We start from the raw sequence: 26,722 nt of genomic DNA on the forward strand, positions 1-26,722 counted from the left end.
ACAAGCAGTGATTAGCGAAATCATGCGCTTGCTTAGAGATATTCGCAATTCTTGGGACTTCGTTAAGTTTCAGCGCCTGAATCCCCCACATCTTGACACAAAAGGCACCTGTCAAGCAGATCTGTTAGGATCTGCTCGGCAGGTGCCTTTGATTGAATGCGCGGTGTTATTTAAAGTCGCCAGCCGCTTGGATGAAGGACTTGAACAAACCTTCTGGCTTAGTGGGACGAGATTGGAATTCAGGGTGATATTGGGAAGCCACGAAGAATTTGTTTTTCGGCAATTCGATGATCTCCATCAACCGGTTGTCAGGAGAAACACCGGAAAATACCATGCCAGCTTTTTCCATGGCTTCGCGGTACTTGGTGTTGAATTCATAACGGTGACGATGACGCTTTTGCACTTCTGGCACGTTGTCATAAGCGGCAGCCGCCACAGAGCCTGCCTTCAATTCGCAAGGGTATAAGCCCAAACGTAATGTCCCACCAAGGTTAGTCACGTCAACTTGGTCTGGCATCAACCAGATCACAGGGTTTTTGGAATCTGGATCCACTTCAGCAGTGGCCGCATCTTTAATGCCCAGCACATTGCGGGCAAATTCGATGGAAGCCATTTGCATCCCTAAGCAAATGCCTAAGAATGGCACGTCGTTTTCCCGGGCATAGCGAATAGCTGCGATCTTACCTTCAAGGCCGCGATCACCGAAACCACCAGGAACCAAAATACCGTCTGCATCGCCTAATAATTCGTCGACGTTGTCATCGGTGACATCTTCAGCTTGGAAAGTCGCGATCTCAACATCAGAATCCCAGTAGTAGCCGGCATGCTTCAGCGCTTCTGCAACTGAAATGTAGGCATCTTTTAACGCCACATACTTGCCGACTAAAGCGATCTTGACTTTGTGGTCAAGGTTTTGAACCTTGTGCAACAAGTTGCTCCATTCGGTCATGTCAGCAGCTGGCACATCTAAGCCAAAATGTTCAATGACGCGTTGGTCCATACCTTGTGCTTGCATGGCCAAAGGAATGGAATACAAGGATTTGGCATCGCGAGATTCGATAATGGAATCTTCTTTAACATCAGTGAACAAGGCAATTTTTTGCTTCATGGATTCCGTTACCGGCTTTTCCGTCCGCAAGATCAACATGTTCGGCTGGATGCCGATGTTACGCAATTCTTTGACAGAGTGTTGCGTTGGCTTGGTTTTCATTTCACCAGCGGCACGCAAGTATGGTACCAAGGTGGCGTGAATGTAGTAGGTGTTTTCAGCGCCAACATCGTTTTTCATTTGGCGAATAGCTTCCAAGAATGGTTGCGATTCGATATCCCCAACCGTCCCACCGATTTCGGTGATGATCACGTCAGAGTCAGTGGTTTTAGCGGCACGGGTGATCTTTTCCTTGAGCATGTTGGTGATATGCGGGATCACTTGCACCGTGGCGCCAAGGTATTCACCTTTGCGTTCTTTGTCTAAAACTTCAGAATAGATTTTCCCAGTCGTGACATTAGAATATTTGTTTAAGTTAATGTCGATGAAGCGTTCATAGTGGCCAAGGTCAAGATCCGTTTCGGCACCATCGTCGGTAACGAAGACTTCCCCGTGTTGGTATGGGTTCATCGTGCCTGGATCGACGTTGATGTAAGGATCAAATTTCTGGATCGTTACCTTCAAGCCGCGGTTCTTCAACAGTCGTCCAAGACTAGCTGCGACGATCCCTTTGCCAAGTGAAGACACAACGCCACCGGTAACAAAAATATACTTGGTCATGTGATAACTCCTTTTATTTTAGTTGACGGGAAAAAACAAAAACAAGCTCCCCATCGATCGATAGGGAGCTTGTAACCGTTTTGGCTTTACGACGAATCGTAAAGCGCCCAAGCAGTATAATAACTAAAATCCCCACTTGCGTCAAGCGATATTGTTAATCATGCCAAACTTCTTCAAGCTCGGCGAAAACATTTGTGCTAAGACAGCTTAACGCGAAGAGAACGCCATAACCAGATCAGCAATATCCCTAAAATCACCAAGCGGACCCAGATCCGGCTACTGGGATCAACAAAATGCCCAATTACAAATTGCAAAGCAAAGCCGACATTCAATACGACCCAATATTCTGCCGCTTTGTGCGCGCCTTGCATCAGCTTCGAGTCATGCGTGCTGGCAGCAAGGCGACGAATTCCAAAATACCAGATCGCTGCAACCACCAGCGCAAACATCCCATTGGTTAAAGCCCAGCGACTTGACCCATAAGGAACTGACAACGCCGGCAATACCAAAAAATCGCTTAAATACGCCAGTACCCAAAATCCCACCACAATGCGTCGACGCCTTGTCATCCCCATCCCTCCAAGATCGTGTAATCGCTTACTTGATTGTACCTGAGTTTTTGTGGCACGTCATTTTATCTATCAGCCGAGCCGAAAAATCGAACATGATCAAGCACTTGAAGCGACAAGCATGCCTGAGCCAGCAATTTGCGCAACAAAAAAGCCCAACTGCAAGCAGTCAGGCAATTGTTTTATTCGTCGTCATCATCGTCGTCAGTGGCAACGTCAGGGGTGCTGGCGTCGTCATCATCGTCATCGTCATCAGAGAATTCAGCCAATTGGCCTTCGATCCCGTCTGGCAAGCTGTCTTCTTCGTCGTCGCCGTCTGCGTTAGCGTCTTCGTCATCATCGAAGTCGTCAGCCGCGTCATCGTCAGCGTCGTCATCAAAGTCATCGTCTTCTGGATCGTCATCGTTGTAGTCGATGATATCATCATCGTCGCCAGCATCAGCCAAGAAGGCATTGACCTTCTTGCGCTTTTTGCGGCGCGGTGCGTCTTCTTCATCGTCATGTTGGTTGACTTCTTCATCGACAGATTCGTATGGGTACCAAGCGCGCAGGCCCCAAACGTTGTCGCCTAAAGAAATGAAGGCCCCGTTTTCGTTTAAATCCGTATAAAATTGGGACAAACGATCGCGGATCTCACTATCGGTTTTACCCAAATAGGTTTGGATCTCGTTAACGATGTCCACAAAAGCCATCGTTTCGCCTTTTTGTTCGAGAATGGCGTGCGCCACCTCGATCATGGACAGTTCTGATTTAATCGCGTCGGCAAATACTTCGTCTAGTTTCAACCGGTACACGCCCTTTCCACAGTCTATTTCAAATCATACCCGTTTAAGCTTTAAAAAGCAATCGCATTCGATAATTTCCCAAGGTTTCGCCATTGGCAAATAACTGATACTCAATATAGATCTCGCCGGCTAGCGGTTCATTGGTGATGCGCACATCTAAGCGCGGCGTAATGGTTTCAACTGGGATCATCCCATACGGCGTGCGATATTGCGTCAAGATCCGTTTCTCATTGGCAAAATGTAACCGTAACTGCATGTCGTCACTACTGCCGCCTCGACTGAGTTGCACATCCCCGTCGCTGCGTAACTTCAACGTCACTGGATAGTCGGTGTGTTCTTCTTCGTTGATCTCGTGATAGCGAATGTATAACGTGTCGTTGAGCTCGACGATACTGCCAGGCTCGTTGAAGACATGTTCTTCGGTGTCCCCTTCTTGGGTGACATAAGTTTCTAAGTGGATCGAAACTGGGATCCCGCGTGATAAGTCCATGCGATCCTTCCTTTCAGTGGTTTTCATCCTATTATAACGCTTGGCAAAAAACTTCGCCTACTATTGTATAATAGAGTCATCCAAACTGTTGGCCAAAATATGCCAGTAGTGACTATCATTTAGGGGGAAATGCCGTGAACACGATGTTACCAAGAGAAAAAGTCTTCCGCGATCCCGTGCACAATTATATCCACGTGCGCCATCAAGTGATCTTGGACTTGATCAATACGCCTGAATTTCAGCGCCTGCGCCGCATCAAACAACTCGGCGTGGCCAATACCGTGTTTCAAGGCGCCGAACACTCGCGCTTCACCCATTCACTTGGCGTTTATGAGATCACCCGCGAGATCTGCGATTCCTTTGAAGCCAACTATCCAGATCAATGGGATGACTCACAGCGCTTAGTGGCGTTATGTGCCGCGTTATTACATGATGTCGGGCATGGCCCGTATTCACATACGTTTGAGCATATTTTTCACACGGATCATGAAGCCATCACCCGACGGATCTTGTGCGATGACTCCACGCAGATCAACCACGTGTTAAAAGGTGTCGCCCCTGATTTTCCACAAAAAGTCGCCAGTGTCATCGATCACACTTATCCCAATCCGCAAGTGGTGCAAATGATCTCTAGTCAAATCGACGCCGATCGCATGGATTACTTGTTGCGCGATGCTTATAACACTGGCACCAACTATGGCTTGTTTGACTTAACACGGATCTTGCGGGTGATGAGGCCATACGCTGACGGGATCGCCTTTGAAGCCAACGGCATGCATGCGGTTGAAGATTACATCGTCAGTCGCTTTCAAATGTATCAACAAGTTTATTTTCATCCAGTATCTCGCGGCATGGAAGTGGTGTTGATGCACTTGCTCAAACGCGCCAAAGCATTATATGAAGCTGGCCGTTTTGACGCAGCGTATAACCCACGCTTGTTGATCCCGTTTTTTGAAGGGAAGTTTGATCTTAAAGACTACCTCAAACTCGACGATGGCGTGTTGGACACTTACTTCACTTACTGGCTGGATTATCCAGATCCGATCTTGCAAGATTTCGCCAATCGCTTCTTATCAAGGCGTCCGCTGAAATCTGTCACCTTCACCAAAGCGACCCAAGCCTTATTGCCAGAGCTCAAAGCGTTAGTTTCCCAAGCTGGCTTTGATCCTGAGTATTACACCGCTGAAAATGATTCCTTTGATCTGCCTTATGATGCGTATGACCCATCAAGCGCCAACCCTAAAACCCAAATCGAGATCATGCAACTAGACGGGTCGCTGGAAGAATTATCCACACTATCGCCTTTGGTGGCGGCGATCTCTGGGCGGATGACTGGCGACAAACGCTTCTACTTCCCTAAAGCGATGCTTCAAACCAGTGGGAACTTATTTGTTCCGACTGATCGAAAATTCCAACACTACTTGCTTAATGGCGCGCTGATCAACCCGCGCTAAAGAAAGGATACTTATGTCGATTAAAATGATCGCCATCGATATGGATGGCACCTTGCTTGACCCTAACCAACAACTCACGCCAGAAACGATCGAAACCGTCAAAGCGGCCAAAACCCATGGTATTAAAATCGTGTTATGTACCGGCCGGCCTTTGACTGGGCTGGAACAATTCTTCGCCCCACTTGGTTTAGTTGACCCAGGCGATTATGCGATCACCTATAACGGCGCCATGGTCCAACACGCCGACACCAAAGAGATCTTGTTGCAACATTCATTAAGTTACGCCGATTTTCTTGACTTGACCCAACTAGCTGAGCGCCTTAACGTCCACTCTCACGCTGAAGACGCCAATTACATGTACACACCAAACGCTGATATTTCCAAATATTCTGTGCGCGAATCATACCTTGTCAACATGCCGATGTTTTATCGCTTGCCAGACCAATTCCCGCATGACAAGCAATTTGCCAAAGTGATGTTCATCGATGAACCAGACTTGCTAGCTGCAGCCAAAGCCAAGATCCCAGCAGATTATTTTGACCGCTATTATTTCGTCAACTCTGAGCCCTTCTTCTTAGAAGCTTTAAACAAGAATGCCTCCAAAGGCAACGCCGTCAAAGATCTCGCCCAAAAGCTCGGCTACAGTTTAGATGACGTGATGGCCATTGGCGATCAAGCCAATGACTTGCCGATGATCCAAGCTGCCGGATGTGGCGTGGCCATGGGCAATGCGATTCCAGAAGTTAAAGCCCATGCCCAAGTGATCACTGCCACCAACGCCGAAAACGGCGTGGCCAAAGCCATCAAGGAATACGCCTTTTAATCAGGTGGCTGAGCTAGCAAACAAAACACCTTCGCACCACGCATTCAAAATGCGAATGCGAGGCGCAAAGGTGCTTATGCGTTGGGCTAAGACCGCTTGATGTCACAGCCTGGTTTAGTTGCGTTCTATCAAGCAACGCCCAGCAGTACAAACGCCTTGCAACCGCGATTCAAAATGCGAATCGGGGTCCCAAGGCGCCTATACTATGGGCTAAAAGCGCTTGATATCACAGCCTGATTTAGTTGCGTTCCAGCAAGCAACGCCCAGCAGTACAAACGCCTTGCAACCGCGATTCAAAATGCGAATCGGGGTCCCAAGGCGCCTGTACTGTGGGCTAAAAGCGCTTGATGTCACAGCCTTTGTAATTTTAACCACTGGGCGACGCCGAAGCGATGGGTTGGGCGTTTGAGTTGCGCGGCGGCTTCGGCGATCGGCATCAACATCAAGGTGTTGAAATCTTCTAATGGTTCGGCGACTTTCTTCAAGTCGGTACAAGCGTAGAACGTCGCTGGGTGGTAATAGGCCGTTTGGCGATGGTGGGAATAGAAATATTCTGCCGCTGAGCCTAGCTTTTCGCCGATGGTAACCGTCACGCCGAATTCTTCTAATAATTCGCGGTTGATGGTTTCTTCATCAGTTTCACCAGGTTCGACTTCACCACCAGGCAAAAATAACGCGTGATTTGGCGCCCCTAAGATCAAAAGCCGTTTGCCACTGGCATCTGGGATCACGGCGTAAACGCCGACACGCTTGTGATAATCAAGCGTGGGATCTTTGGTACCAAACACTGGATCATGTGCCATTGTTGTTATCCCCCAAGTTAAAATTCCGATTTTTTCTCATTATACCCTAATTAAAATGCAATTCAAGTAAGGAAGTGCTCGTTTGGAAACCACTGCCCTTTTAGCGGTATCACTGCCATTGCTGGTGATGACTGGGGTCTTTATCGCCAGCTTTACCATTGAACCGCGCCGCTTATTCAACGGTGTCTTGTTTAACATTTGGCTGATCTTGCTGGCTGCCACTGCAGCGATCATGATCTTAAGTTCCAAAAATCGCTTGTTGATCGCCGTTTTTGCCACGCTGTTTTTGATCTTCTTGCTGGTGATCTTGGCCATTTTCGCCTTACACTTATTGTGGCTAGCATGGAACGCGATCGTGGTATGGCGGCGCGAAGGCCACAGCTTGGGGAATATGTTGACGCTGTTATTGGCAGTATTTTTGTTTCTGCTGGAGATCGGGGCCAGCTTCGGCCGTCAGTTTCTGCCTGACCCACTGTATAACGGCTTAGCAGTATTATTTACCTTAAGTATCGGCTATGTGCTGGTGTCGCTGTACAACTTTTTGACCGTGTTGGTGCTTTACAACTTGCGGCCACTGCGGCATAACAAAGACTTCTTGGTGGTATTAGGCGCCGGCTTGATCAATGGCGACACAGTCAGCCCATTGCTGGCGGCGCGGATCAATGCGGGGATCAAATTCTACCGCCAAGAAAAAGCCCAAGGGCGCACGCCAAAGTTAGTGTTTTCCGGCGGCCAAGGCGGCGACGAGAAGTTACCTGAAGGCTTGGCGATGCAACGATACGCTTTAAGCCAAGGAGTCGCCGCTGAAGACACCTTAGTCGAAGACCGCTCCACCACCACCTTGGAAAATATGCGCTTCTCCAAAGCATTGATCGACCAACAAGGTGGCGGATCGGTCGCATTTTTCACCAATAACTATCACCTGTTTCGCGCTGGGATCTATGCCAAACAAGCCGGTTTAAACGCTAATGGCAAAGGTGCGGCGACGAGTTTTTACTTTTTGCCCAATGCGGTGATCCGCGAATACTTGGCGTTAGTGGTGTTGCACAAGCGCCGGCATTTGATCGTGTTTGGCCTGATCGCCTTGTTGGCATTGGGTGTGATGGGCGTGCAGTGGCTGTGATATACTGATTGCAAAAGGGGGTCAACAACTTATGTGGAAAGAATTTCGACAATTCATCATGCGCGGCAACGTCTTAGACTTAGCTGTAGGCGTGATCATCGGCAGTGCCTTCACCGGCTTAGTGACCAGCTTGACCAAAAACTTGATCAACCCGATCTTGGCTTTGTTCACCCAAAGTTCTAACTTACAAAGCCTAAGCGTGACGTTACTTGGTGCCAAGTTTACTTACGGGGCATTTATCAATGATGTGATCAACTTTTTGATCGTGGCTTTTGTGGTATTTTTAATGGTGAAAGGTGCCAATAAGCTTTTGCCTAAAAAACCTGCCGCCCCTGCTGGTCCCACCAAAGAAGAAGCGTTGTTGACTGAGATCCGCGACTTATTGAAGGACAAGCAATGAAAAAAATCCCATGGTTCGCACAACTTTTATTGATCATGGTGGTCGCTTTTGCCGGAGCGCGCTTGTTGATGACCCAAGTGTTATCCAACGACACCGTTTCCGGTGATTCGATGCAGCCGACGTTAAATGACAAAAATCGACTGATCTCCCTGCGCCACCACAGCATTAAACGCAATGATATCGTTGTTTTGGAAGCGCCTGACGTGGCTGGTGAGTTATATATCAAACGCGTCATCGGCATGCCAGGCGATAGCGTTGCCGTGAAAAACGAGAAACTGTACATCAACGGCAAGCTCACCCCTCAGCCTTACTTGAAATCCAGCTTTATGGCCAAAGAGATCATGGATTGGGGCAAAGCGTACAACAAAAACACCACCGGCGTGCAATTCACGTCAGATTTCGATCTTAAAACCAATAAAGCCACGCAATCGCAGCGCGTGCCCAAAGGCGAATACTTTGTCATGGGCGACAACCGCTTCGTATCCCATGACGGCCGTGCTTTTGGCTTTATCAAAAAATCTTCGATCCAATCCGTCGTCGTGTGGCGCTATTGGCCATTAACGCAGATGAAAACATATTAAATCAGCTCGTCCCTCATTGCCGTTGGCAGTGAGGGACTTTTTGGCTTTGCAGGCGGTTTCTTGGCAAATTTAAAAAAGCGCTTGCATTTTTTGACCGGCGGTGTTATGCTTCATTCACCAACAAAAAGTAAGTGTCAGGACTGGCTTTTGTTGGCAACAGCACGAAGCAAAGCCGCGCGGTTAGGTACATCGTCTGCGCTTTGTGGCAGCAAACATCCCCATGGCGTCGAAGCGTGGGGATGCGCATTCCGTGGGCAAAAAGTCGCTGGGGTACCGAAGAAAATTGTCAGCTATCACTTCGACAAAAGTGAGTCACAGAAGCGGCCCGCCGTGTTTGAGCATTTCGCGACGGATCAGTGGATCATCGAGACAACTGTCGCCCAGTTTCGTCCGATCGATCTCTGATCTTTATCGCAACAACCTCATCACGACGCGTCGGATTGTGCAAAACCCGGGATCCACCTGCGCCACCGTTTTACCCACAGTGAGTTTTGTGCTGTGGCTGTTCGAGTGCCCACGGGCATGACAACGTGTGACCTTGCTTTGAGGTCACACTTCACAAACGAATTTGAAGGCACCTAAATTGGGTCAGTGGGCACTTTTTCAACCAAACGTTGAATCAGTGCCTATTTTTTAGGCTGTCACACAAAAACAGGGGCTGATTTTAGTCAGCCCCCTTTGACACTATTTGTGGTCGTCGATCAAGTCGTTGGCTTTGCCAGCAACTGTATCTTTAGCGTCATCAACCTTGGCTTCTACTTCGCCTTTCAGTTGTTTCGCCTTGCCTTTTGCTTCCATTTGGTCATCCTTCAGCAACTTCCCGGTGGTTTCTTGGATCTTGCCAAGGGCTTTGTCCTTCGTTGATTTCAAGTCAGCCATCGTTGTCACCTCCCTTATCTTAAGCATACAACATTGCCCCCACACCACGCCAATTTGACCCCCCAACAAGTCAATTGAGGGGCTGAAATTTGTCAGTGAATGGATCAAGTTGATATGATTAAGGTAGAAAGGAAGTGAATGCAAATGCTACCATCCAAAGAGGCGATCAAAGAAACGATCGAGGCTGTGCCGACCAAAACTTGGAAAATCGTTGGCGGCTTGCTGGCATTCGGTTTGATCATGCGGCTGGCGACTAGTGTTGCCAAAAATCGTGATTAAGTTTAACTTTAGCACCTGAGCCTATTGCCTCAGGTGCTTTTTTCATGACCAGGTTTGGCGTCATAGCGGCGTTTGGGACTCACATTTGACAGTTATTTGGCCAATTCGTTATGCTTAATATAAGGGGATAGCGGTTACATCATACACGTGTCATCCTAGGATGTGATGTGACCTACACCCTTGTACTCGTCGGTTAAAAACACTGCTCTGAACTGAAAGGAGTGCTCAACATGCTACACCTGATTTGGGTTTTGATCGTAGGTGCCGTGATCGGCGTAATTGGTCAATTGATCGTTGGTCGGGATATGCCATTCGGCTGGGTCGGTAATATCATTGCTGGTTTAGTCGGGGCTTGGATCGGCGGCAGTCTGCTGGGAAGCTGGGGGCCAGTCATTGGTGGGATGGCAGTATTGCCATCGATCATCGGTGCGGTCGTTTTAGTTTTCATCGTTTCACTGGTGATCGGTGCCATGGGCAAAACCCGTCGCGCCTAAGTGAGGAGGGAAAACTATGCGGCCGATCACCAAAATGGCGCTGAGCATTGTGGCGATTCTCGGGATCTTGCAAGCTTTGTTAGTCGCGGCGATCACCTGGCCGCTTGACCCGTTTGCCACTTGGCTGCTGGCAAGCAACCAGTATTTACGCTGGGGATTATTGGGTTTAACAGCAGTCGTGTTGTTGACTTTTATCGGGATGTTGTTGGTCGCGTTATTGCGCCGATCCACCACCACGCATCTGACTGTGAAGTCAGATCAAGGCAACCTTTCGCTATCGCGCCAAGCAGTCGCCAACACCGTAGCCAAAGCGGTGGCGCGTGAGCATCCCGTCAAAAACGTCAACGTCGACGTCAAAATGCTCAAGCGCAAGCAAGCCGCCACGGTGTTTGTTGAAGCCAACAGTCTCAATGACCGCGACTTAACACAAGAAGCGGCGCGCATTGAAGCGACCGCCAAGCAAAAGCTGACGCAAACACTGGGCATTGCCACGAAAAGCGTTCATGTGAGGTTGCATCCAGCCACAGCCACGTCGAACAATGCCGCCAAAGTGCTTTAGCTGTAAAGGAGGATCTTGATGCCACTAGGAGTAACCGGCGCGCTGATTGGCGCGCTTTTGGCAGCGGCGATTTTACAGTGGGGCTTTTTAGGCCTTTTGTTGATCGCAATCTTGGCGATTGCAGGGTTTTTGATCGAACGCTGGCTGCTACCAAACAAAACTGACTTGCTTGCCTGGCTACGCCAAGGCAAGCAACAACTTAAAGACAGATCTTGATCGGAGGTGAACCAATGCCAACTGACCAATTAGAAACTTTAAAAGCCAACAGTCGCTTAACATTTGACGACTATGTGATCCAAAAAATCGCGGGGATCTGTGCCCAACAAACTGAAGGCATTTTATCCATGGATGGCAACGTGGTCGACAAAGTGTCTGAAACGCTGGGTCGTGATGAACGCATTTCCAAAGGCATCAAAGTAGAAGTCGGTGAACAACAAGTCGCCATTGACATGACGGCAGTGATCGAATACGACGCCGACGCCCAAAAGCTCTACGATGTCTTAGCCGCCAAAGTTGCCCAAGCCGTCAACCGCATGACCGGCTTGCAAGTCATCGAGCTCAACTTGCATGTCGCTGACGTGTTGACGCGCCGCGAATGGCAACAACTAAATCGCTAGTGATGACTGATACCAGGAGGTAAACATGGATAACCAAAACCTGCACCGTCCCAATGATACCAAGCCAAAACCAGAGGCAAAACCGGAGATCAAGAAAGATCTGTTGTTTGATGACAGTGTGCTACAAAAAATTGCCGGCAAAACTGCCAGTGAAATCGACGGCGTGATGGACTTATCTGGAAACATTTTTTCAGATATGACTGACCGCTTCCGCAAAACTGACAACCTTAAAAAAGGCGTTTCTGTCGATATCGAAGACAACAAACGCGTCACCGTCGAGCTCGACGCGATCATGAAATATGGCACCAAAGCGCCAGAAGTATTCGACCAAGTCACCGATGCCATTTGTAAAAACGTTAAAGAAATGACTGGCATGGATGTAACCGCCGTGAAATTGACGGTTAAAGACATGATGACAGACGAAGAACTGCAAGCGCAAAAAGACGCTGACGAAAAAGCGAAACAAGAAAAAGCTAACGCGGAAGCTGACAACAAAGACTTGCAACCGGCTTAGTTTCCGGCGCACCGTTTTAAAAAGAGGCAACGACATCATTTGTCGTTGCCTCTTTTGCGTATCCCAATCATAAGTCTGATCAGCCAGCTGTTGTCCGCTTTACAATAACGTGGCCAACAGCGCTTCAACTTGCGCCACAGGCATTTGCTTACCTGTCCATAACTCAAAGCTGGCAGCGCCTTGCGCCACTAACAACGACAAACCATTCAAACAAGTTTTGACGCCGGCTTGTTGGGCTTGAGTCAAAAATGTGGTGGTCAACGGGTCATATACCATATCCAACACCACTTGATCCGCTTGTAGCGAAGCTTTTGCTGGCAGCGGTGTGAGCGCTCGTTGTTGCTGCATCCCTAAGCTAGTGGCATTGATCACCACATCAGCTATGCGAACCGCTTCACATACTGCATCTTCATCCGCTAACGCCAGCGCCTGGGCAGATCCGCCTAAACGCTCAGCGAGACTTTGTGCCGTAGCCACATGGCGATTGCACAAAGTCAACTGGCCAACGCCAGCGTCGCTTAAGGCTAAAGCTGCCGACTCTGCCGCCCCACCAGCCCCAAAGATCAAGACTTTGGCTTGTGGCAGCTCGACATGCGTGCGCAACGCCTGCACGACACCAACGCCATCTGTGGAATAGCCATAAAGTTCCCCATCGCGATTGACGATAGTGTTGACGGAATGCGCTTTTTGGGCAAAATCCGACACATGATCTAGTAGCGGGATCACTGCTTGTTTAAGCGGCATGGATAAATTCACGCCGCCGATATGTAGCGCCCGGATCGCGTCAACGGCGGTAGGCAAAGTGGCTAATGTGACGTCAAAAGCCAAGTAGCGGGCGTTAAGTTGCTGTTGGTCAAACGCAAAATTATGCATCGCCGGCGACAGGGAATGCGCGGCAGGATGGGCCAAAAGCCCGTAAAGTTTGGTGTGACCATCGATCATGATAATTCCTCCTGAAGTTGGTGGATCACTTGGACGCTAAGTTGTCCAGGCGCTGAAGCTTGCCCCAATGTGGCAAATGTCAATCCTGGTGCAAACGCCCCACTAGCCACGCGCGTCAGCTGGCCTAAAGCGCCCATGCCGATCACGATCGCTGGTTGCGACAAGTTCGCCCGCGCCCAAGCTGACAGCGCCAACAGATTCAAGGTGTCAGCTGTCGTTTGTGGCATTGCCGCTAATTTCACCACATCCGCCCAAATACTTTGCGCACGCAACGCCGCTTTGGCGTCAGCCAAGCTTGGCGTGTGTTGAAAATCATGGGCACTGGCGACGACGGCAATGCCTTGCTTGTGGGCCAACTGCACACAAGTTTCACGCACTGAAGACGCTAAGCTGGCTTCCACATCCAACGCATCTGGGGTGATCAACGCTAACAAGTGCGAATATTTTGCCAAATAGGCTTGACCATCCCCAGCAAACGCCCCGCCTTCAGCCTTCGTGCGCAACGTCAGCAATAACAGCTTGCCTGCTTGATGTAGCCGAGCGACACCTTGCTGTACCGTGGCATCTGGTAGCGTATTGCTAGTATCCACGCGCCATTCAACGATTTGCACTGCCGCATTTTGACTGATGGCATCAATTTGCGTGAGAAAACTTGTTGGGTCTGCTGCCGAGATCGGCACCGCAATGGCGGGTTTTGCTTGTTGCAAGGCTTGGACGAATTTCACGTGTGGTTCCTTTCACTTGGCTAAAAATGCTGGCAGATCAGCTAACGCCACTGGGTAAAGCCGCGTTTGCCCAAGTTTAGGCAAGGTGACTAAAACCACGGTGTTGTTTTTGACTTTTTTGTCCATGCGGATCTGCGCGACTAATTGATCGATCGAATAATCAGGAAATTCAGTGGGCAATCCCACCGCTTTGAGCCGATCTGTGATCGCCTCAGCGGTGCCGGCTTGCGTCAACCCGTGGCGCTCGCATAATTTGGTGATGGCGATCATCCCCATCGCCACGGCTTCACCATGCAACGTGTCTGGCCGCAACAATTCTACCGCGTGACCTAGCGTGTGGCCGAAGTTCAACAGCCGCCTTGCGCCAGTGTCGCGTTCATCATCCACCACCAAAGCCGCTTTTGCTGAAATGGCAAACTGCGACAATTCTGAGGCATGTAATAACAAGTCTTTAGGGTGATCGATGCGCTGGATCAATTGCCAAAATGCCGGCTTGTCAGACATTGCAGCCATTTTGACCACTTCACCGTAACCTTCGACTAAGTTGCGCTGGGACAACGTGCGCAAGTGTTCAGGGTCGATCACCACTAAGTCTGGTTGATAAAACGTCCCGATCAAATTCTTCCCAGAGCCAAAATCAACGGCAGTTTTGCCACCGACAGACGAGTCCACTTGCGACAACAAGCTGGTTGGCACTTGGATATAAGCCAAGCCGCGCATGAAGGTCGACGCCACAAACCCGGCTAAGTCACCAACTACCCCGCCGCCTAGCGCCAACACCCCGTCAGAGCGGGAAAAGCCGGCTTTGATCAAGGCGGTATACACTTGTTGGGCACCAGTCAGGGTTTTGCTGGCTTCACCGGCTTGGATCACAGTCGTTGCAGTGGTAAAGCCAGCCGCTTCTAGGTTTTGGCAAGTCTGCGCCAAATACAGCGGGGCCACGTTGGAATCAGACACCACCATGATCTTGCGCGGTGACCAAACGCCTGCCACCAGCGTGCCTAAGTGGGCCACACTGCCTGATTCGATCAAAATGTCATAGGGATGCGCGGCTAACCCAACATGTACCGTACTCATTGCAAAGCCTGCCGCACGGCGTTGACTTTTTTGGTCATGTTTAAGTACAGATCTGGCGTCAACGCTTGTGGCCCATCAGAAAATGCATGCGCTGGGTCATCATGGATCTCGACGATCTCCCCATCACAACCAGCCGCTGCCGCTGCCACTGCCATTGGGGTGACCAAATCGCGGACGCCGACTGCATGACTTGGGTCAGCGATGATCGGGTAGTGAGTCAACTTCTTGAGCACTGGGATCGCCGCCAGATCAAAGGTGTTGCGAGTGTATTTGTTGTCAAACGTCCGGATCCCGCGTTCGATCAAGAAGACATTCGGGTTGCCGTTGGCGCGAATGTATTCAGCGGCGTTCAACAAGTCATCGATCGTCGCTGACATCCCGCGCTTTAACCCAACCGCGATCTTGGTTTTACCCACGGCTTTTAATAAGGAGAAGTTCTGCATGTTGCGGGCGCCGATTTGGAAAATGTCTGTGTATTTGCCGACCATTTCCACATGCGGCACATCCATCACTTCGGTGATCACATCCATGCCTTCTGCATCTGCGGCTTCACGCAAGAAGCGCAACCCGTCTTCTTCCAAGCCTTGGAAAGAATATGGCACCGTGCGCGGCTTGAACGCCCCGCCACGCAATACCGTCGCGCCGCCTTGTTTGGCGACTTTGGCCATGCGGCGCACATGTTCTTCTGATTCAACGGAGCAAGGCCCTGCCATCATCACAAAATGTCCAGCGCCGATCGTGGTATGTGGCAACTTAATGATCGTCGGTTCTGGTTGGAATTCCAATGAGCCTAACACAAAAGACTTGTCATCAGTGGTGATACTTGAGATCACTGCCGCTTCTTCATCCGTTGGCGTGTAAGCTTTCACACCGATCGCGGCTAAATGGGTGCCGACGACTTCGACATGGGCAGGAACGGCGCGAAGCTTTTCGGCGACTTGTTGGATCAATGGTGAGTTTTCTTTGAATTGAATAATCATAAGTGTAAGTTCTCCTTTAAATTGAGTGGGATGTGAGTTAAAACTGTGAAGCGGCGCGCTTAAGCACCGTTGAATCAAGTTGCAAGTAAACATCAGCGACATGTTGCGGGGTGAAACCAAAATGCATCATCACCCGATCCGGATCGCCAGAAGCCCCGAAAGTCTCCATGCCGACCACCGTACCGTCTAAACCAACAAAGCGGCCCCAACTTAATGGGCTGGCCATTTCGATCGCCACGCGGTGAGTGATCGCCCGCGGCAATACGGCTTCTTGGTAGCTGCGCGATTGTTGGGCAAACAGTTCAAACGATGGCATCGACACCACTGAGACAAAGCGACCAGATTTGGCCAGCTCAGTTTGCGCTTGCATCGCCAAATGCACTTCAGATCCGCTGGCCATTAAGATCCCGTCTTGGCGTTTACCTTCTGGCACTGGCGATACCACGTAAGCCCCGCGGTTGACTGGTGGCACATTGTGAGACAGTTGCGGCAGATCTTGGCGGGTCAACACGATCACAGTTGGCCCGTTTTGCCGCGTCAACGCCACGCGCCAAGCGGCAGCTGTTTCTTGACCATCTGCTGGGCGCAACACCACGGTATTGGGGATCGAGCGCAACATGGTAAGCTGTTCGATCGGTTCATGCGTCGGCCCGTCTTCGCCAACAGCGATCGAGTCATGGGTGAACACGAAAGTCACTGGCAAATGTTGCATCGCTGCCAAGCGGATCGCAGGTTTTAAGTAGTCAGAAAATACTAAGAAAGTACTGCCAAATACGCGCGATCCTCCATGTAGCGCCATGCCGTTAAGCGCCGCACCCATGGCGAATTCCCGCACCCCAAAGGCGATGTTGCGGCCTTCAGGATGTTCTGGCGTGAACAATGGTGAGTTGTCGATGACCGTTTTGGTGGATGACGCTAGGTCTGCGGCGCCGCCCCACATTTCTGGGGCCAACTTGGCAAACGCGTTCATCGCGATCTTACCGGCATCACGCCCGGAACACATTTCTGGAATCAAGGTGTTTGGCTGTTCTGGCAATTGCGGCAACAAGTTGGCCGCCGCGCGCGTCAAGGCTGCTGATTCTGATGGCTTTAAGCTTTGGGTTTTAGCGACCCAAGCCGCATGGGCGGTGTTGCCGCGCCGGCCAACAGTTTCGGCAAAACGCTGACGCACCGCATTCGGCACTTCAAAGTCTGGCAAATGCCAGCCTAACGTCACTTTCAACGCAGCGAAGTCTTCTTTGGCCAATGGCTTGCCATGCACCGCATTGGTACCAGCGCCGTTAGCCCCAAAGCCGATCACCGTGCGCACTTCGATCATCGAAGGATGGTCAAGGTCTTGTTTGGCCTTGGTGATGGCTTGATCAATAGCGTTAAGGTCATTGCCATCTTCGACTTTTTGGTAAGTCCAGCCTTCTGCTTCGGCGCGCTTGTGCATGTCTTCTCCAAAAGCGCGGGATTTGTTACCATCAAGCGACACGTCATTGGAATCAAACAACACGATCAACTTGCCTAATGCTTGGTGGCCGGCCAACCCCATGGCTTCATGGGAAACACCTTCCATCAAATCCCCGTCGCCGCATAAGACGTAAGTGAAGTGATCGACCATGTGCTGGAAGCGCGCGGCCATGTGGCGTTCAGCCATCGCCATGCCTACCGCCATCCCCAAGCCTTGCCCTAAAGGCCCAGTGGTGGCTTCAACGCCGTCGACGACCCCGTATTCTGGATGGCCTGGGGTACGGCTACCGAATTGGCGAAAATGCATCAAATCGTCTTTGGTGACATTGAACCCTGCCAAGTGTTGCAAACTGTACAACATCGCCGAGCCATGCCCAGCCGATAAAATAAAGCGGTCGCGGTTGAACCAATGAGAATCTTTTGGCGTGATGTTCAAGTAATTGCGGTATAACACGTAAGCCATTGGCGCAGCGCCTAGTGGCAAACCTGGGTGACCAGAGTTGGCCTTTTGGATCTGCGCGACGCTTAACATTCGCACGGTGTTAACTGCTTGTTGGTCGATTGCATCAAATTTCATATTATCCTCCTGGACAGGTAAGGCACGAAAAAACGCTATCGGTCAGCCGATAGCGTTCATTTCCCCTGGGGAAAAATAAAAGCACCCGGCTGAAATTGCTTCATCCGTGTGCTTACCGTGTGATTCGATGATCCCTGGTATGCAGACGAATGTATCCCTCGCGAGTAAGGACACATTCGAGTGCTCCTACTCGCTAGAGAAAATACGCATACCAGGCATAAAAGACGTTTTGAGTCATATCATCGAGATCCTTTCTGAATTGTTGAATTGAGCTTACCGCCGTCAATGTGACTTGTCAACAGTTTAATTGAAATTTGATGAGAAAGATTTAAAGCACAATGAAAATTGTGCGAGATTGTCTTGTCAGAAGTCAGTAAGTTTGGGCGTCAAAGCGATTGTAATACCACAAATAATAGTGGTCGCCGACTTTGCTCAACTTGGTCACTGACGTATTATCTGGCTCTGGCAACGTCATGGGATCTTGCGCTTGCAGCGCCACTAAAGCCGCTGATTTCACGGTAAAACCATGGGTGACACACACCACATGGCCTTGCGGGTAGCGGCTTTCAACGTCAGTCATGAAATCAGCGACGCGCGCTTGCACATGCGTAAACGTTTCCCCATCTAAAGCGACTTGGGTGTATGTTGGCAACACGTCATGCAGCGTTGGATCAAAGACTTGCGGGTAGCGCGCCTCTAGATCAGCGTTTAGCTGGCCATCCCATGAGCCGTAAGAGATCTCTAATAAACGCGGGTCTAATTGTGGCGTCAGCTCAGTATGCAAATGCGCCGCGGTTTCTTGAGTGCGATCTAGCGGGCTGACAAATAGCGCGTCCATTGGCGACAAATCGAATTGATCAGCCAAATGCGCCGCTTGGGCATGCCCTAATTTCGTAAGGTGGGTACGGGCATCATTGATCGTGCCTTGTTTTAAGCCAGTGGCATTGGCAGTGGTTTGGCCATGGCGAACAAAATAAAAAGTGGTCATTGGCAAGAATTACTCCTTTTCATCTTTTTTTAATCTTGACGGAATATTCGGTGCGTGCTATCTTAGTAAACAACGAAGCAAAGGAGAATTGCAATGGCTAAATTCAATCACATTCGCAAATCATCATCCTGGTCTACTACCTTATCTGTGTAGACCAAACTTTGCTTGACGCCAAGTGGTCTCACAGAACTTCTGTGAGACCGTGATCGCTTCTATTCACGCCTGACAGAAGAACATTCTGTCAGGCGTGTTTTTTTACTGTCACGATCTTTTAGGAGGAAAAAATGGTCGTTTATAATTTCGCTGCAGGGCCAGCAGTCATGCCCCAGCCTGTCATTCACCAGATCCAACAAGAATTGCCGTCGCTTAATGGCTCCGGCATGAGTATCATGGAAATTTCGCATCGCTCCAAAGCTTTTGACGCGATCATTCAACAAGCTGAAGCACGCTTGCGGCATTTAATGGCGATCCCAGATGATTATGCGGTGTTGTTCATGCAAGGCGGCGGCACCGGACAATTTGCCGCCGTCCCATTGAATCTCGCCACCAAATATCGCCGCATTGCCGTGCTTGATTCTGGTCAATGGGCGACGCGCGCTGCCGCAGAAGCGGATCGCTTAGGCATCCCCGCTGACGTGTTGGCCACCACCAAAGCCGACCATTACCGCCATTTGCCGCACTTGCCAAAAGCCCTGGCAGCTGACACTTATGACTACTTGCATGTGTGCTTGAACAACACCGTTGAAGGCACGGCGTATACCACCTTGCCAGCACATGGCGATACACCATTAGTGGCGGATATGTCGTCTAACATTTGTGCCCAGCGCTACAACGTCAAAGATTTTGGGATGATTTTTGCCGGCGCGCAGAAAAATCTCGGCCCTGCTGGCGTCACGGTGGTGATCGTCAAGCGGTCATTGCTAAGCGACGTTCAAGCGGTTCCTAGCGCCTTAGACTACAGCTTGTTTGATAAAAAGCATTCGCTTTATAACACCCCGCCAGTATTTGCCATTTACGCGTTGAATTTGACGCTAGGTTGGCTAGAAGACCTTGGCGGCGTGGACGCGATGCAACAGCGCAATCAAGAAAAATCTCGCCTGCTTTATGACTTTTTGGATCAGTCCAAATTATTTCACAATGACGTCTTGCCAGCTGACCGTTCATTGACCAATGTCGTGTTTCATACCGGCGACGCCACTTTGGACCAAGCAGTGGTCGATGCGGCTGAAGCTTGCGGGTTGATGAATCTCAAAGGCCACCGCTCAGTCGGCGGGTTGCGCGCCAGTTTGTATAACGCGATGCCACTAGCTGGCGTTGAAGCGTTGATCTCGTTTCTCACCCAATTTGAAAAGGAGCACGTCTAATGTATAACGTTAAAACTTTCAATGCCATCGCCCAAGCTGGCCTAGATGAATTCCGCCCTGGCTATCAACTTAACCAAACCGATGACGCCGATGCCTTTTTGATCCGGTCGGTGGATCTGCATGATTATCCTTTCCCCAAAAACCTCAAAGCCATCGTGCGCTGCGGCGCCGGCTTCAACAATATTCCGCTAGATGTCGCCACTGCCAACGGGACTGCCGTGTTCAACACCCCAGGCTCTAACGCCAATGCGGTCAAAGAATTAGTCGTGGCGATGTTGATCATTGCCAGCCGGAATTTATTTTCTGCGGCGCGTTATGCGGCGGCAAACTCTGGCGCCGACATTTCCACCCGAACGGAACGCGAAAAAGCCCAGTTCAACGGCACGGAACTGGCTGGCAAAACCTTAGCCGTGATCGGCGTCGGCCATGTTGGCGCCCGCGTGGCCACTGCCGCTGGGGCTTTAGGCATGCACGTGATCGGCTATGATCCATATTTATCCGCTAATGATGCTTGGCACATCCCTACCACCACCAAGCGCGCCGCTACCTTAGCTGAAGCGTTGGTCCACGCCGATTACGTGTCGGTGCATGTGCCCAAAAATGCCGACACCATCGCTTTGATCTCCACCAAAGAACTGGCGTTGATGCCAAAAGGCGCAGTGTTGTTGAACTTTGCGCGCGGCGGGATCGTCGACAACCATGCTGTATGTGAATCGCTTGATGCCGGCCATTTGAAGCGTTACATGACCGACTTTGGCGAACCGGAGATCCTCAACCGCCAAGACGTATTGGTGACACCACATATCGGCGGCTCCACCTTGCAAGCAGAAGCCAATGGGGCCGTGCAAGGCGCCGACACGATCATGACTTTCCTAGAAACTGGCAACGTGATGCATTCGGTGAACTTGCCGAGTTTGGAAGTGCCTTTTGTTGGGAAGTATCGCTTGACCATCATGCACCAAAATATCCCCAACATGGTCGGGCAGATCGCCACACTCCTTGCTGGCGCCAACGTCAACATCGAATCGATGTCCAATGCCGCGCGGGACAAAGTAGCGTATTCCATTATCGACACCAATAACGAATTTGATTTTGACGCCGTGGTGGCAAAGTTACAAGCCATCGATGCGGTATATCGCGTGCGGTTATTGAAAAAATAATGCCTCAATGCAGCGCCAACTCAGGTAAAAAGCCTGGGTCGGCGCTGTTTTTGTGCGCAGATACTCATTTTCCATGACTATATTCTTATTTATGAATGTTACAAGCGCTTTTTATCGATATTCGCCTGTTTTCGCCTCATTATTCATGATATATTTATTAATAAATCGGAGGGTGAACATGAAAAATATTGGGAAATTGTTTTCATTGGACTGGCGCCGGTTGGTGAAAAGTCCACCAGCCTTTTTATTGGTGCTGGCGTTAGTCGTGATCCCGAGTCTTTATTGCTGGTTCAATGTCTGGGCGCTGTGGGATCCTTATAGCAACACCCAAGCGCTGACCGTGGCCGTGTATTCACAAGATCAAGCGACGACTTTCAACCATAAGCAAATCGCCATCGGCTCAGAGCTTGTCGATCAACTCCACCAAAACAAGAAACTCGGCTGGCGCTTCGTGCACTCCAAACAAGCCGTCACCAAAGGCGTGCGCTCTGGCAAATATTATGCGGGGATCGTGGTGCCGAAATCCTTTTCCAAAGATCTGTTGACCATCGTGCAAGGCAAAGTGCAAAAGCCAAAACTCGATTATTACGTGAATGAAAAAATCAACGCCATTGCCCCAAAAATCACCGCCAGCGGGGCTACCACGTTGCAGTCGACGATTTCCACGCAATTCGTCGATACCGTCGCCAAAACGCTGATGACTGAATTCAACCAAGCGGGCATTCAACTGGATGATAACTTACCGATGATCCGGCGTTTTGCCAGCTTGGTAACGTCGACGAACGCCCAACTGCCGACCATCGAAAGCTATCTCAAAGAAGTCGAAGCCGTGCGTGCGCAAGTGCCTGACTTGCAACAAAAACTCAACACTGCCAACCAAATGGTCGCTTACTTGCCTGCCGTTAACCAAATGGCCAATAAGTTAGTTAACGCCCAACAATACTTACCACTAGTTGATCAAGGCGGCCAACTGGCTGAACAGGTGCAAGCCAAATTACCAGAAGTCCAAGCCGCGGGTTCTCAGTTGCAACAAGTCAATGCCAACTTTGGTGCCTTAGAATCAGGCGTTGCCAAAGCCGTCACTGTCACCCAACAAGGTTTGTCAGTGATCGATCGCGTCGATGGCACCTTGCCAGATCTCACCCAATTCGGCCATTCTGCTCAAGCTGCAGTGGCGACGACCAAAGATCAAGTTTTGCCACAAATCGAATCCGGTTTAACGGTAGTACATGATGCCACCACTGCCGGGTTGACCTTGATCGCCACAGCCAACACCCGCTTAAGCCAAGATTTAACGACCTTGAATCAACATTTAGCCACAATCGATGCTGACCCCAGTGCCAAACAAGCCGTCGCCACCATCGCTTCTGGCATCGCCACGCGGCAACAAGCCACTGCGCAAAATGCCGACAAACTGGCGACTAGCCTTGAGCAGTTGCAATCAAGTTATCACGCGCTACATCAAGATGCCAATGATGCGACGCTAGATCACGCCATTGCTCAGCTACACGCCACCAGCACGATCGCGTCAAAACTCGCCACTCAAGCGCAAAACCTCGCCGCCTTGGCGCCAACAGCAACGACGGCCCAATTGCAAAGCCAACTGAGCCAGCTGAAAGCGACTGCCGACACCTTCACGCAAGCCGTCACCACGTTGCAAAATCTCGGCTTGGACCAAAGCGTCACCCAGTTGATCACCCAATTCAAAGCGGCGCTGACCTCCGCGGACACCACGTTGTCAGCCATCAACCAACATGTTTTGCCGCAATTGCCAAGTTTGTTAGCCAACACCAAAACCTTGTTGCAACAAGCGCAAAGCGTGCTGAAGAAAGTCCAAGCGCAGCTGCCGGCAGTGAAAGTTGAACTCGCCGATGCCAACACCTTGTTGAATGGCCATATGAGCCAGATCACTGGTGGCATCAACACTGTGGCGCAGCTGTATCAAAACGATTTCCCAACATTGAAAGCCAAACTCGCCACTGCCACCGCTTTTGTGCAAAACGACCTGCCTGGCATGGAAAAAGAGCTCACCGCTTCGCTTGATTTGGCCAACGCCAAAATGCCGGTGTTAGTCAGCGGGTTAAATCAAGCACACACCTTGATCCAATCAGACTGGCCGACGCTGAAAGTTGCGATCCAAAAAGGCGCCAGCGCGATCAAGAAAGGTGAACAAAACATCGATCTGTCAGCTTTAATGAAGTTATTGCGCCGAGACGCGGGCAAAGAAGCCAACTTTTTAGCAGATCCAGTCACCTTAAAGGAAACCGATCTTTACGCGATTCCAACCTACGGGTCACAATCGGCACCATTTTACTTAGCGTTATGTATTTGGGTCGGCGCCTTATTGCTAGGGGCGATATTGATCACGGAATATCACTTGCCGGAAAGCTTGAAAGCCGCCACAGTCAAACAGCAATTCGTCGCCCGCTGGTTGACCTTCGTGGGGTTAGGCATGGCACAAGCGTTGATCGCTGCAGTCGGCAATATCGTCTTGATCGGCACTTATGTGGTAGACAAACCGCTATATATCGCCATCGCCATGGGGCTTTCGGCAGTGTTCGTCTCGATTCTGTATTCGCTGATCGCGTTATTTGGCAATATCGGTAAAGGCTTGGGGATCATTATTCTGGTGTTGTCGATTTCCGGCGCCGGTGGGAACTTCCCAGTTGTCTTATCCGGTAAATTCTTCCAAATGATCAATCCTTGGCTGCCTTTCACTTACGCCGTCAACGCCTTGCGCGAACCTGTCGGCGGGATCTATTGGCCGAACTTATGGTCTGATCTGTGGCACTTGGCCGCATTCGGGATCGGATTCTTCTTATTGGGACTGTTTTTGAAAGGCCCGATCCGCCCACTGATCGACAAAATGCACGCCGTCACCAAGAAAAGTCAGATCATGGAATAACCAAAAAAGGTCATCACCTCATTGACACCGGGTGATGACCTTTTGAATTATCCACTGCATCAAAATATTTATCATTTCATGCCAGTAGCAGTTATTAACATACCAATATTTTCCTAGTATGTACTTTAAACGGATAATCCGGTAAAATATGGTTTAGCAAGAAGCGATATGAGCGGTGGTCTCCAAATCTTTGAAAGAAGGTGGTGCGATGGCAGAATATGCCCATCACCCTGAAAGAAAGGAGGCCGTTTCTTTTGTTTATGATCTGCTGGGACCACCTGGCAGTCATCGCTTTCATCTATATGGTCGCACAATATTGCGTGGCGCTGGAATACAGTGCTCGCAAAGCGACCAAACTGGTGCGTACTTTGCGCCAGTTGATGGAAGAAGTCAGAAAATTCTGGCGAAATTAAGCAAACGAAAAGCCGCCATCCCGTTTTCTCGTCGGTTGATGTCGGCCTAAGTTTGTAAAATATCAATTGACCATCGCTCTTTAAGCGATCTTGCTAGGACCCATTGTCCCGAAAACGTCGTGTTGGCTGCACGGCGTTTTTGCATACTTAATTATAGCATCTCAGCGCGCGAAGTGGCAAGACGCAGCGTACTTTACGCCAGCTGATGGAAGAAGTCAGAAAATTCTGGCGAAACTAAGCAAACAAAAAGCCGCCATCCCGCTTAGCGTCGGTAGATGTCGGCTTAAGTTTGTTTAAATTCCACTGACCATCGCGCTTATTGCGATCTTGCTAGGACTCTTTGTCCCGAAAACGTCGTGTTGACCGCACGGCGTTTTTGCATACTTAATTATAGCATCTCAGCGCGCGACGTGGCAACGACATCTTCCGTTGACAATTTCTCGCCAAGGATGATAATTTTATTCGGACAGATGCACCATTTGCTGGCGATCATTCTGATAGTCTACGTCTTGGGATCTGCCACATTCAATTCCATTTTGATAATGCGCCAATATCCCTAAAGAAGGAAGCGGTATGATGACGTCATTGATCTACCAACCTTTGTCGACTGAGCAATTGAGCCAGATCGTCACCAGACACCTGGGTGACCACGGCACTTATCAAAGCCGGATGGCTACCGGTGGACTTTTTAATACCACTTATCGCCTGACGTTTGCTGATCAGCGCCAATTTATGCTCCGAGTCGGTCCCGTGCGGCGGCACTTGCTGTTGCCTTTTGAGCATCATTTGATGACAGGCGAAGCAGTCGCAGATGCACACTTGCGCACGGTTGGCATTCCCTGTCCGCAAATAACTGTATGCGATCTTAGCCGAACCGTGATCGACCGTGACTATATGCTCTGGCCAGCCTTACCTGGGAAAATGCTCAGTACAATGTCGCTCAATGCGCAACAAAAACATCAGCTATTTTGTCAGCTGGGGAGCGACTTAAGCAAAATGCATGCCATCACCATGCCATATTTCGGCCGCGTTGGCAGCATAGCATGTGATGGCCCTCGGTTTGCGAGTTGGGGTGCCTTCTTGATCAGTGAATTTGACATCACCGTCGAACTGCTACGAGCACATGATTTATTCACTGTGCCAGAAGCAAACCAGTTAAAGCAGCTTTTTGATCAGGCGCGACCGCTATTTGACGAGATCCGGCGTCCGGCACTGATTCACGCCGATCTTTGGGACGCTAACATTCTGGTAGCGTCAGATGGCAGCCAAATCACTGGGATCATCGACGCGGATCGTGCGATGTATGGGGATCCAGAGTTTGACTTTTCCGGCGGGTGGACTCTAGATCCGTCATTCTTCAAAGGCTATGGCAAACCATTAACTGATACCCTCGCTGCAAAACGCCGCCGCTTATTTTATCAATTGTTTTACCGCACCTTGGATGCCTATGTTTGGCAAGTTGAATACAATGAACCTACGCGGTATGAAGCGACTAAACAGGTGGTGTTGCGTCTTGCCCAACAACTAGCGAACCCACAATGACCAATACAATCACGACACGCCCAAGTAGCCAATAGTCACCTACCTGAAAAAATCGAAATGATTATGATTCAATCCTCAAAGGCGATATTATTATACCAATATTTTCCTAATATGTACTTTTACCAGATAATCCGGTAAAATATGGCTTAGCAAGAAGCGATATGAGCGGTGGTCTCCAAATCTTTGAAAGAAGGTGGTGCGATGGCAGAAGATGCCCATCACCCTGAAAGAAAGGAGGCCGTTTCTTTTGTTTTCGATCTGCTGGGACCCCCTGGCAGTCATCGCTTTCATCTATTTGGTCGGACATTGTTGCGTCGCGCTAGAATACAGGGTCTAAAATTTTTGGTGTTGAAGAGTACTTCAACGCTGGAAGTTTTAGGCCTTTTTAGATAACACAAAAACACCTACTCCCTCCAGTGTTATGCTTTAAGCGACCAAACCAAAAGATAAACGAGG

30 protein-coding genes are annotated in these 26,722 nt (G+C 49.9%); 18 read left to right on the top strand and 12 right to left on the bottom strand.

The features are described 5' to 3' along the window. Positions 1-166: 166 nt before the first annotated feature. The 4 genes from pyrG to ACKTSG_RS05710 form a co-directional block, all read right to left on the bottom strand. Positions 167-1,768, bottom strand: a complete 1,602-nt coding sequence (gene pyrG / locus ACKTSG_RS05695) for a CTP synthase (protein ID WP_407892818.1) — start codon at positions 1,766-1,768, stop codon at positions 167-169. 197 nt (positions 1,769-1,965) lie between these two features. Next, a complete protein-coding gene (locus tag ACKTSG_RS05700; RefSeq protein WP_407892820.1) occupies positions 1,966-2,337 on the bottom strand; it encodes a hypothetical protein in 372 nt (123 codons plus the stop codon). Between the two features lie 182 nt (positions 2,338-2,519). After that, positions 2,520-3,074: a DNA-directed RNA polymerase subunit delta gene (gene rpoE / locus ACKTSG_RS05705; RefSeq protein WP_407892867.1), complete on the bottom strand. Its 555-nt coding sequence runs from the start codon at positions 3,072-3,074 to the stop codon at positions 2,520-2,522. Between the two features lie 91 nt (positions 3,075-3,165). Continuing rightward, positions 3,166-3,612 (bottom strand): YwiB family protein, encoded by a 447-nt coding sequence (locus ACKTSG_RS05710; RefSeq protein WP_407892822.1) that lies wholly within the window; start codon positions 3,610-3,612, stop codon positions 3,166-3,168. 143 nt (positions 3,613-3,755) lie between these two features. Between ACKTSG_RS05710 and ACKTSG_RS05715 the strand changes: the two genes are divergently transcribed. Then, entirely contained in the window at positions 3,756-5,066 is a 1,311-nt protein-coding gene (locus ACKTSG_RS05715; RefSeq protein ID WP_407892868.1) for an HD domain-containing protein, read from the top strand. 13 nt (positions 5,067-5,079) lie between these two features. Next, on the top strand, positions 5,080-5,889 hold the full coding sequence (yidA, locus tag ACKTSG_RS05720; RefSeq protein ID WP_407892824.1) for a sugar-phosphatase: 810 nt from the start codon (positions 5,080-5,082) through the stop codon (positions 5,887-5,889). Between the two features lie 350 nt (positions 5,890-6,239). Here the strand turns inward: yidA and ACKTSG_RS05725 are convergent, their stop codons facing one another. Further along, positions 6,240-6,692, bottom strand: coding sequence for an NUDIX hydrolase (locus ACKTSG_RS05725; RefSeq protein WP_407892826.1), 453 nt, complete (start codon positions 6,690-6,692; stop codon positions 6,240-6,242). Between the two features lie 127 nt (positions 6,693-6,819). Here ACKTSG_RS05725 and ACKTSG_RS05730 point away from each other — a divergent pair, with 127 nt between their 5' ends. Genes ACKTSG_RS05730 through ACKTSG_RS05745 form a run of 4 tightly spaced genes read left to right on the top strand, consistent with a single transcriptional unit; the run spans position 6,820 to position 9,201 of the window. After that, complete coding sequence (locus ACKTSG_RS05730; RefSeq protein ID WP_407892870.1) at positions 6,820-7,815, top strand: YdcF family protein; 996 nt, start codon at positions 6,820-6,822, stop codon at positions 7,813-7,815. A 31-nt stretch (positions 7,816-7,846) separates the two neighbouring features. Next, positions 7,847-8,215, top strand: a complete 369-nt coding sequence (gene mscL / locus ACKTSG_RS05735; RefSeq protein ID WP_407892828.1) for a large-conductance mechanosensitive channel protein MscL — start codon at positions 7,847-7,849, stop codon at positions 8,213-8,215. Then, positions 8,197-8,796: a signal peptidase I gene (lepB, locus tag ACKTSG_RS05740; RefSeq protein ID WP_407892872.1), complete on the top strand. Its 600-nt coding sequence runs from the start codon at positions 8,197-8,199 to the stop codon at positions 8,794-8,796. Before mscL ends, lepB begins: the two co-directional genes overlap by 19 nt. A 60-nt stretch (positions 8,797-8,856) precedes the next feature. Further along, entirely contained in the window at positions 8,857-9,201 is a 345-nt protein-coding gene (locus ACKTSG_RS05745; RefSeq protein WP_407892830.1) for a hypothetical protein, read from the top strand. Between the two features lie 279 nt (positions 9,202-9,480). Here ACKTSG_RS05745 and ACKTSG_RS05750 read toward each other — a convergent pair whose 3' ends face one another. Then, the gene (locus ACKTSG_RS05750) at positions 9,481-9,675 is read right to left on the bottom strand and encodes a CsbD family protein (protein ID WP_407892832.1); all 195 of its coding nucleotides are present in this window, start codon (positions 9,673-9,675) and stop codon (positions 9,481-9,483) included. Positions 9,676-9,819: 144 nt separating this feature from the next. Between ACKTSG_RS05750 and ACKTSG_RS05755 the strand changes: the two genes are divergently transcribed. From ACKTSG_RS05755 to ACKTSG_RS05780, 6 genes are all read left to right on the top strand, one after another. Further along, on the top strand, positions 9,820-9,954 hold the full coding sequence (locus tag ACKTSG_RS05755) for a hypothetical protein (protein ID WP_407892834.1): 135 nt from the start codon (positions 9,820-9,822) through the stop codon (positions 9,952-9,954). Between the two features lie 230 nt (positions 9,955-10,184). Then, on the top strand, positions 10,185-10,448 hold the full coding sequence (locus ACKTSG_RS05760; RefSeq protein WP_407892836.1) for a GlsB/YeaQ/YmgE family stress response membrane protein: 264 nt from the start codon (positions 10,185-10,187) through the stop codon (positions 10,446-10,448). A gap of 16 nt (positions 10,449-10,464) precedes the next feature. Next, complete coding sequence (amaP, locus tag ACKTSG_RS05765) at positions 10,465-11,007, top strand: alkaline shock response membrane anchor protein AmaP (protein WP_407892838.1); 543 nt, start codon at positions 10,465-10,467, stop codon at positions 11,005-11,007. Between the two features lie 18 nt (positions 11,008-11,025). Continuing rightward, a complete protein-coding gene (locus tag ACKTSG_RS05770) occupies positions 11,026-11,223 on the top strand; it encodes a hypothetical protein (RefSeq protein ID WP_407892840.1) in 198 nt (65 codons plus the stop codon). A gap of 14 nt (positions 11,224-11,237) precedes the next feature. Continuing rightward, positions 11,238-11,624 (top strand): Asp23/Gls24 family envelope stress response protein, encoded by a 387-nt coding sequence (locus ACKTSG_RS05775; protein WP_407892841.1) that lies wholly within the window; start codon positions 11,238-11,240, stop codon positions 11,622-11,624. A gap of 25 nt (positions 11,625-11,649) precedes the next feature. Beyond that, a complete protein-coding gene (locus ACKTSG_RS05780; protein WP_407892843.1) occupies positions 11,650-12,138 on the top strand; it encodes an Asp23/Gls24 family envelope stress response protein in 489 nt (162 codons plus the stop codon). A gap of 99 nt (positions 12,139-12,237) precedes the next feature. On the opposite strand, the gene ACKTSG_RS05785 is transcribed toward ACKTSG_RS05780, so the two are convergent. From ACKTSG_RS05785 to ACKTSG_RS05810, 6 genes are all read right to left on the bottom strand, one after another. Then, positions 12,238-13,080 (bottom strand): shikimate dehydrogenase, encoded by an 843-nt coding sequence (locus tag ACKTSG_RS05785; RefSeq protein WP_407892845.1) that lies wholly within the window; start codon positions 13,078-13,080, stop codon positions 12,238-12,240. Beyond that, positions 13,077-13,805, bottom strand: coding sequence for a type I 3-dehydroquinate dehydratase (gene aroD, locus ACKTSG_RS05790; protein ID WP_407892847.1), 729 nt, complete (start codon positions 13,803-13,805; stop codon positions 13,077-13,079). The genes ACKTSG_RS05785 and aroD overlap by 4 nt, the downstream gene beginning before the upstream one ends. 12 nt (positions 13,806-13,817) lie before the next feature. Continuing rightward, positions 13,818-14,882 (bottom strand): 3-dehydroquinate synthase, encoded by a 1,065-nt coding sequence (gene aroB, locus ACKTSG_RS05795; RefSeq protein WP_407892849.1) that lies wholly within the window; start codon positions 14,880-14,882, stop codon positions 13,818-13,820. Then, entirely contained in the window at positions 14,879-15,862 is a 984-nt protein-coding gene (aroF, locus tag ACKTSG_RS05800; RefSeq protein WP_407892851.1) for a 3-deoxy-7-phosphoheptulonate synthase, read from the bottom strand. The genes aroB and aroF overlap by 4 nt, the downstream gene beginning before the upstream one ends. 37 nt (positions 15,863-15,899) lie before the next feature. Next, positions 15,900-17,894, bottom strand: coding sequence for a transketolase (gene tkt / locus ACKTSG_RS05805; RefSeq protein WP_407892853.1), 1,995 nt, complete (start codon positions 17,892-17,894; stop codon positions 15,900-15,902). Positions 17,895-18,264: 370 nt separating this feature from the next. Then, a complete protein-coding gene (locus ACKTSG_RS05810; protein WP_407892854.1) occupies positions 18,265-18,882 on the bottom strand; it encodes a histidine phosphatase family protein in 618 nt (205 codons plus the stop codon). A 284-nt stretch (positions 18,883-19,166) separates the two neighbouring features. Between ACKTSG_RS05810 and serC the strand changes: the two genes are divergently transcribed. The 6 genes from serC to ACKTSG_RS05840 all read left to right on the top strand — a co-directional run bounded on the left by serC (position 19,167) and on the right by ACKTSG_RS05840 (position 26,659). After that, entirely contained in the window at positions 19,167-20,246 is a 1,080-nt protein-coding gene (gene serC, locus ACKTSG_RS05815) for a 3-phosphoserine/phosphohydroxythreonine transaminase (protein WP_407892856.1), read from the top strand. Further along, the gene (locus ACKTSG_RS05820; protein ID WP_407892857.1) at positions 20,246-21,406 is read left to right on the top strand and encodes a phosphoglycerate dehydrogenase; all 1,161 of its coding nucleotides are present in this window, start codon (positions 20,246-20,248) and stop codon (positions 21,404-21,406) included. Before serC ends, ACKTSG_RS05820 begins: the two co-directional genes overlap by 1 nt. A 178-nt stretch (positions 21,407-21,584) precedes the next feature. Further along, positions 21,585-24,311 carry a YhgE/Pip family protein gene (locus ACKTSG_RS05825; RefSeq protein WP_407892859.1) on the top strand — a complete coding sequence of 909 codons (2,727 nt, stop codon included), beginning with the start codon at positions 21,585-21,587 and terminating at the stop codon, positions 24,309-24,311. Between the two features lie 208 nt (positions 24,312-24,519). Beyond that, positions 24,520-24,774, top strand: coding sequence for a hypothetical protein (locus ACKTSG_RS05830; protein WP_407892860.1), 255 nt, complete (start codon positions 24,520-24,522; stop codon positions 24,772-24,774). 523 nt (positions 24,775-25,297) lie between these two features. Beyond that, a complete protein-coding gene (locus tag ACKTSG_RS05835; RefSeq protein ID WP_407892862.1) occupies positions 25,298-26,266 on the top strand; it encodes a phosphotransferase family protein in 969 nt (322 codons plus the stop codon). 201 nt (positions 26,267-26,467) lie between these two features. Continuing rightward, on the top strand, positions 26,468-26,659 hold the full coding sequence (locus ACKTSG_RS05840) for a hypothetical protein (RefSeq protein ID WP_407892864.1): 192 nt from the start codon (positions 26,468-26,470) through the stop codon (positions 26,657-26,659). The last annotated feature ends 63 nt before the right edge of the window (positions 26,660-26,722 follow it).

It is taken from the genome of Lacticaseibacillus salsurae (assembly GCF_045862175.1).
GTDB classification, from domain to species: domain Bacteria; phylum Bacillota; class Bacilli; order Lactobacillales; family Lactobacillaceae; genus Lacticaseibacillus; species Lacticaseibacillus salsurae.

Bases quoted from the DNA above. Each gene is read 5' to 3' on its own strand.
- pyrG (WP_407892818.1), bottom strand. From the start codon at position 1,768: ATGACCAAGTATATTTTTGTTACCGGTGGCGTTGTGTCTTCACTTGGC.
- ACKTSG_RS05700 (WP_407892820.1), bottom strand. From the start codon at position 2,337: ATGACAAGGCGTCGACGCATTGTGGTGGGATTTTGGGTACTGGCGTAT.
- rpoE (WP_407892867.1), bottom strand. From the start codon at position 3,074: ATGATCGAGGTGGCGCACGCCATTCTCGAACAAAAAGGCGAAACGATG.
- ACKTSG_RS05710 (WP_407892822.1), bottom strand. From the start codon at position 3,612: ATGGACTTATCACGCGGGATCCCAGTTTCGATCCACTTAGAAACTTAT.
- ACKTSG_RS05715 (WP_407892868.1), top strand. From the start codon at position 3,756: ATGTTACCAAGAGAAAAAGTCTTCCGCGATCCCGTGCACAATTATATC.
- yidA (WP_407892824.1), top strand. From the start codon at position 5,080: ATGTCGATTAAAATGATCGCCATCGATATGGATGGCACCTTGCTTGAC.
- ACKTSG_RS05725 (WP_407892826.1), bottom strand. From the start codon at position 6,692: ATGGCACATGATCCAGTGTTTGGTACCAAAGATCCCACGCTTGATTAT.
- ACKTSG_RS05730 (WP_407892870.1), top strand. From the start codon at position 6,820: ATGACTGGGGTCTTTATCGCCAGCTTTACCATTGAACCGCGCCGCTTA.
- mscL (WP_407892828.1), top strand. From the start codon at position 7,847: ATGTGGAAAGAATTTCGACAATTCATCATGCGCGGCAACGTCTTAGAC.
- ACKTSG_RS05750 (WP_407892832.1), bottom strand. From the start codon at position 9,675: ATGGCTGACTTGAAATCAACGAAGGACAAAGCCCTTGGCAAGATCCAA.
- ACKTSG_RS05755 (WP_407892834.1), top strand. From the start codon at position 9,820: ATGCTACCATCCAAAGAGGCGATCAAAGAAACGATCGAGGCTGTGCCG.
- ACKTSG_RS05760 (WP_407892836.1), top strand. From the start codon at position 10,185: ATGCTACACCTGATTTGGGTTTTGATCGTAGGTGCCGTGATCGGCGTA.
- amaP (WP_407892838.1), top strand. From the start codon at position 10,465: ATGCGGCCGATCACCAAAATGGCGCTGAGCATTGTGGCGATTCTCGGG.
- ACKTSG_RS05770 (WP_407892840.1), top strand. From the start codon at position 11,026: ATGCCACTAGGAGTAACCGGCGCGCTGATTGGCGCGCTTTTGGCAGCG.
- ACKTSG_RS05775 (WP_407892841.1), top strand. From the start codon at position 11,238: ATGCCAACTGACCAATTAGAAACTTTAAAAGCCAACAGTCGCTTAACA.
- ACKTSG_RS05780 (WP_407892843.1), top strand. From the start codon at position 11,650: ATGGATAACCAAAACCTGCACCGTCCCAATGATACCAAGCCAAAACCA.
- ACKTSG_RS05785 (WP_407892845.1), bottom strand. From the start codon at position 13,080: ATGATCGATGGTCACACCAAACTTTACGGGCTTTTGGCCCATCCTGCC.
- aroB (WP_407892849.1), bottom strand. From the start codon at position 14,882: ATGAGTACGGTACATGTTGGGTTAGCCGCGCATCCCTATGACATTTTG.
- aroF (WP_407892851.1), bottom strand. From the start codon at position 15,862: ATGATTATTCAATTCAAAGAAAACTCACCATTGATCCAACAAGTCGCC.
- tkt (WP_407892853.1), bottom strand. From the start codon at position 17,894: ATGAAATTTGATGCAATCGACCAACAAGCAGTTAACACCGTGCGAATG.
- ACKTSG_RS05810 (WP_407892854.1), bottom strand. From the start codon at position 18,882: ATGACCACTTTTTATTTTGTTCGCCATGGCCAAACCACTGCCAATGCC.
- serC (WP_407892856.1), top strand. From the start codon at position 19,167: ATGGTCGTTTATAATTTCGCTGCAGGGCCAGCAGTCATGCCCCAGCCT.
- ACKTSG_RS05820 (WP_407892857.1), top strand. From the start codon at position 20,246: ATGTATAACGTTAAAACTTTCAATGCCATCGCCCAAGCTGGCCTAGAT.
- ACKTSG_RS05825 (WP_407892859.1), top strand. From the start codon at position 21,585: ATGAAAAATATTGGGAAATTGTTTTCATTGGACTGGCGCCGGTTGGTG.
- ACKTSG_RS05830 (WP_407892860.1), top strand. From the start codon at position 24,520: ATGGCAGAATATGCCCATCACCCTGAAAGAAAGGAGGCCGTTTCTTTT.
- ACKTSG_RS05835 (WP_407892862.1), top strand. From the start codon at position 25,298: ATGATGACGTCATTGATCTACCAACCTTTGTCGACTGAGCAATTGAGC.
- ACKTSG_RS05840 (WP_407892864.1), top strand. From the start codon at position 26,468: ATGGCAGAAGATGCCCATCACCCTGAAAGAAAGGAGGCCGTTTCTTTT.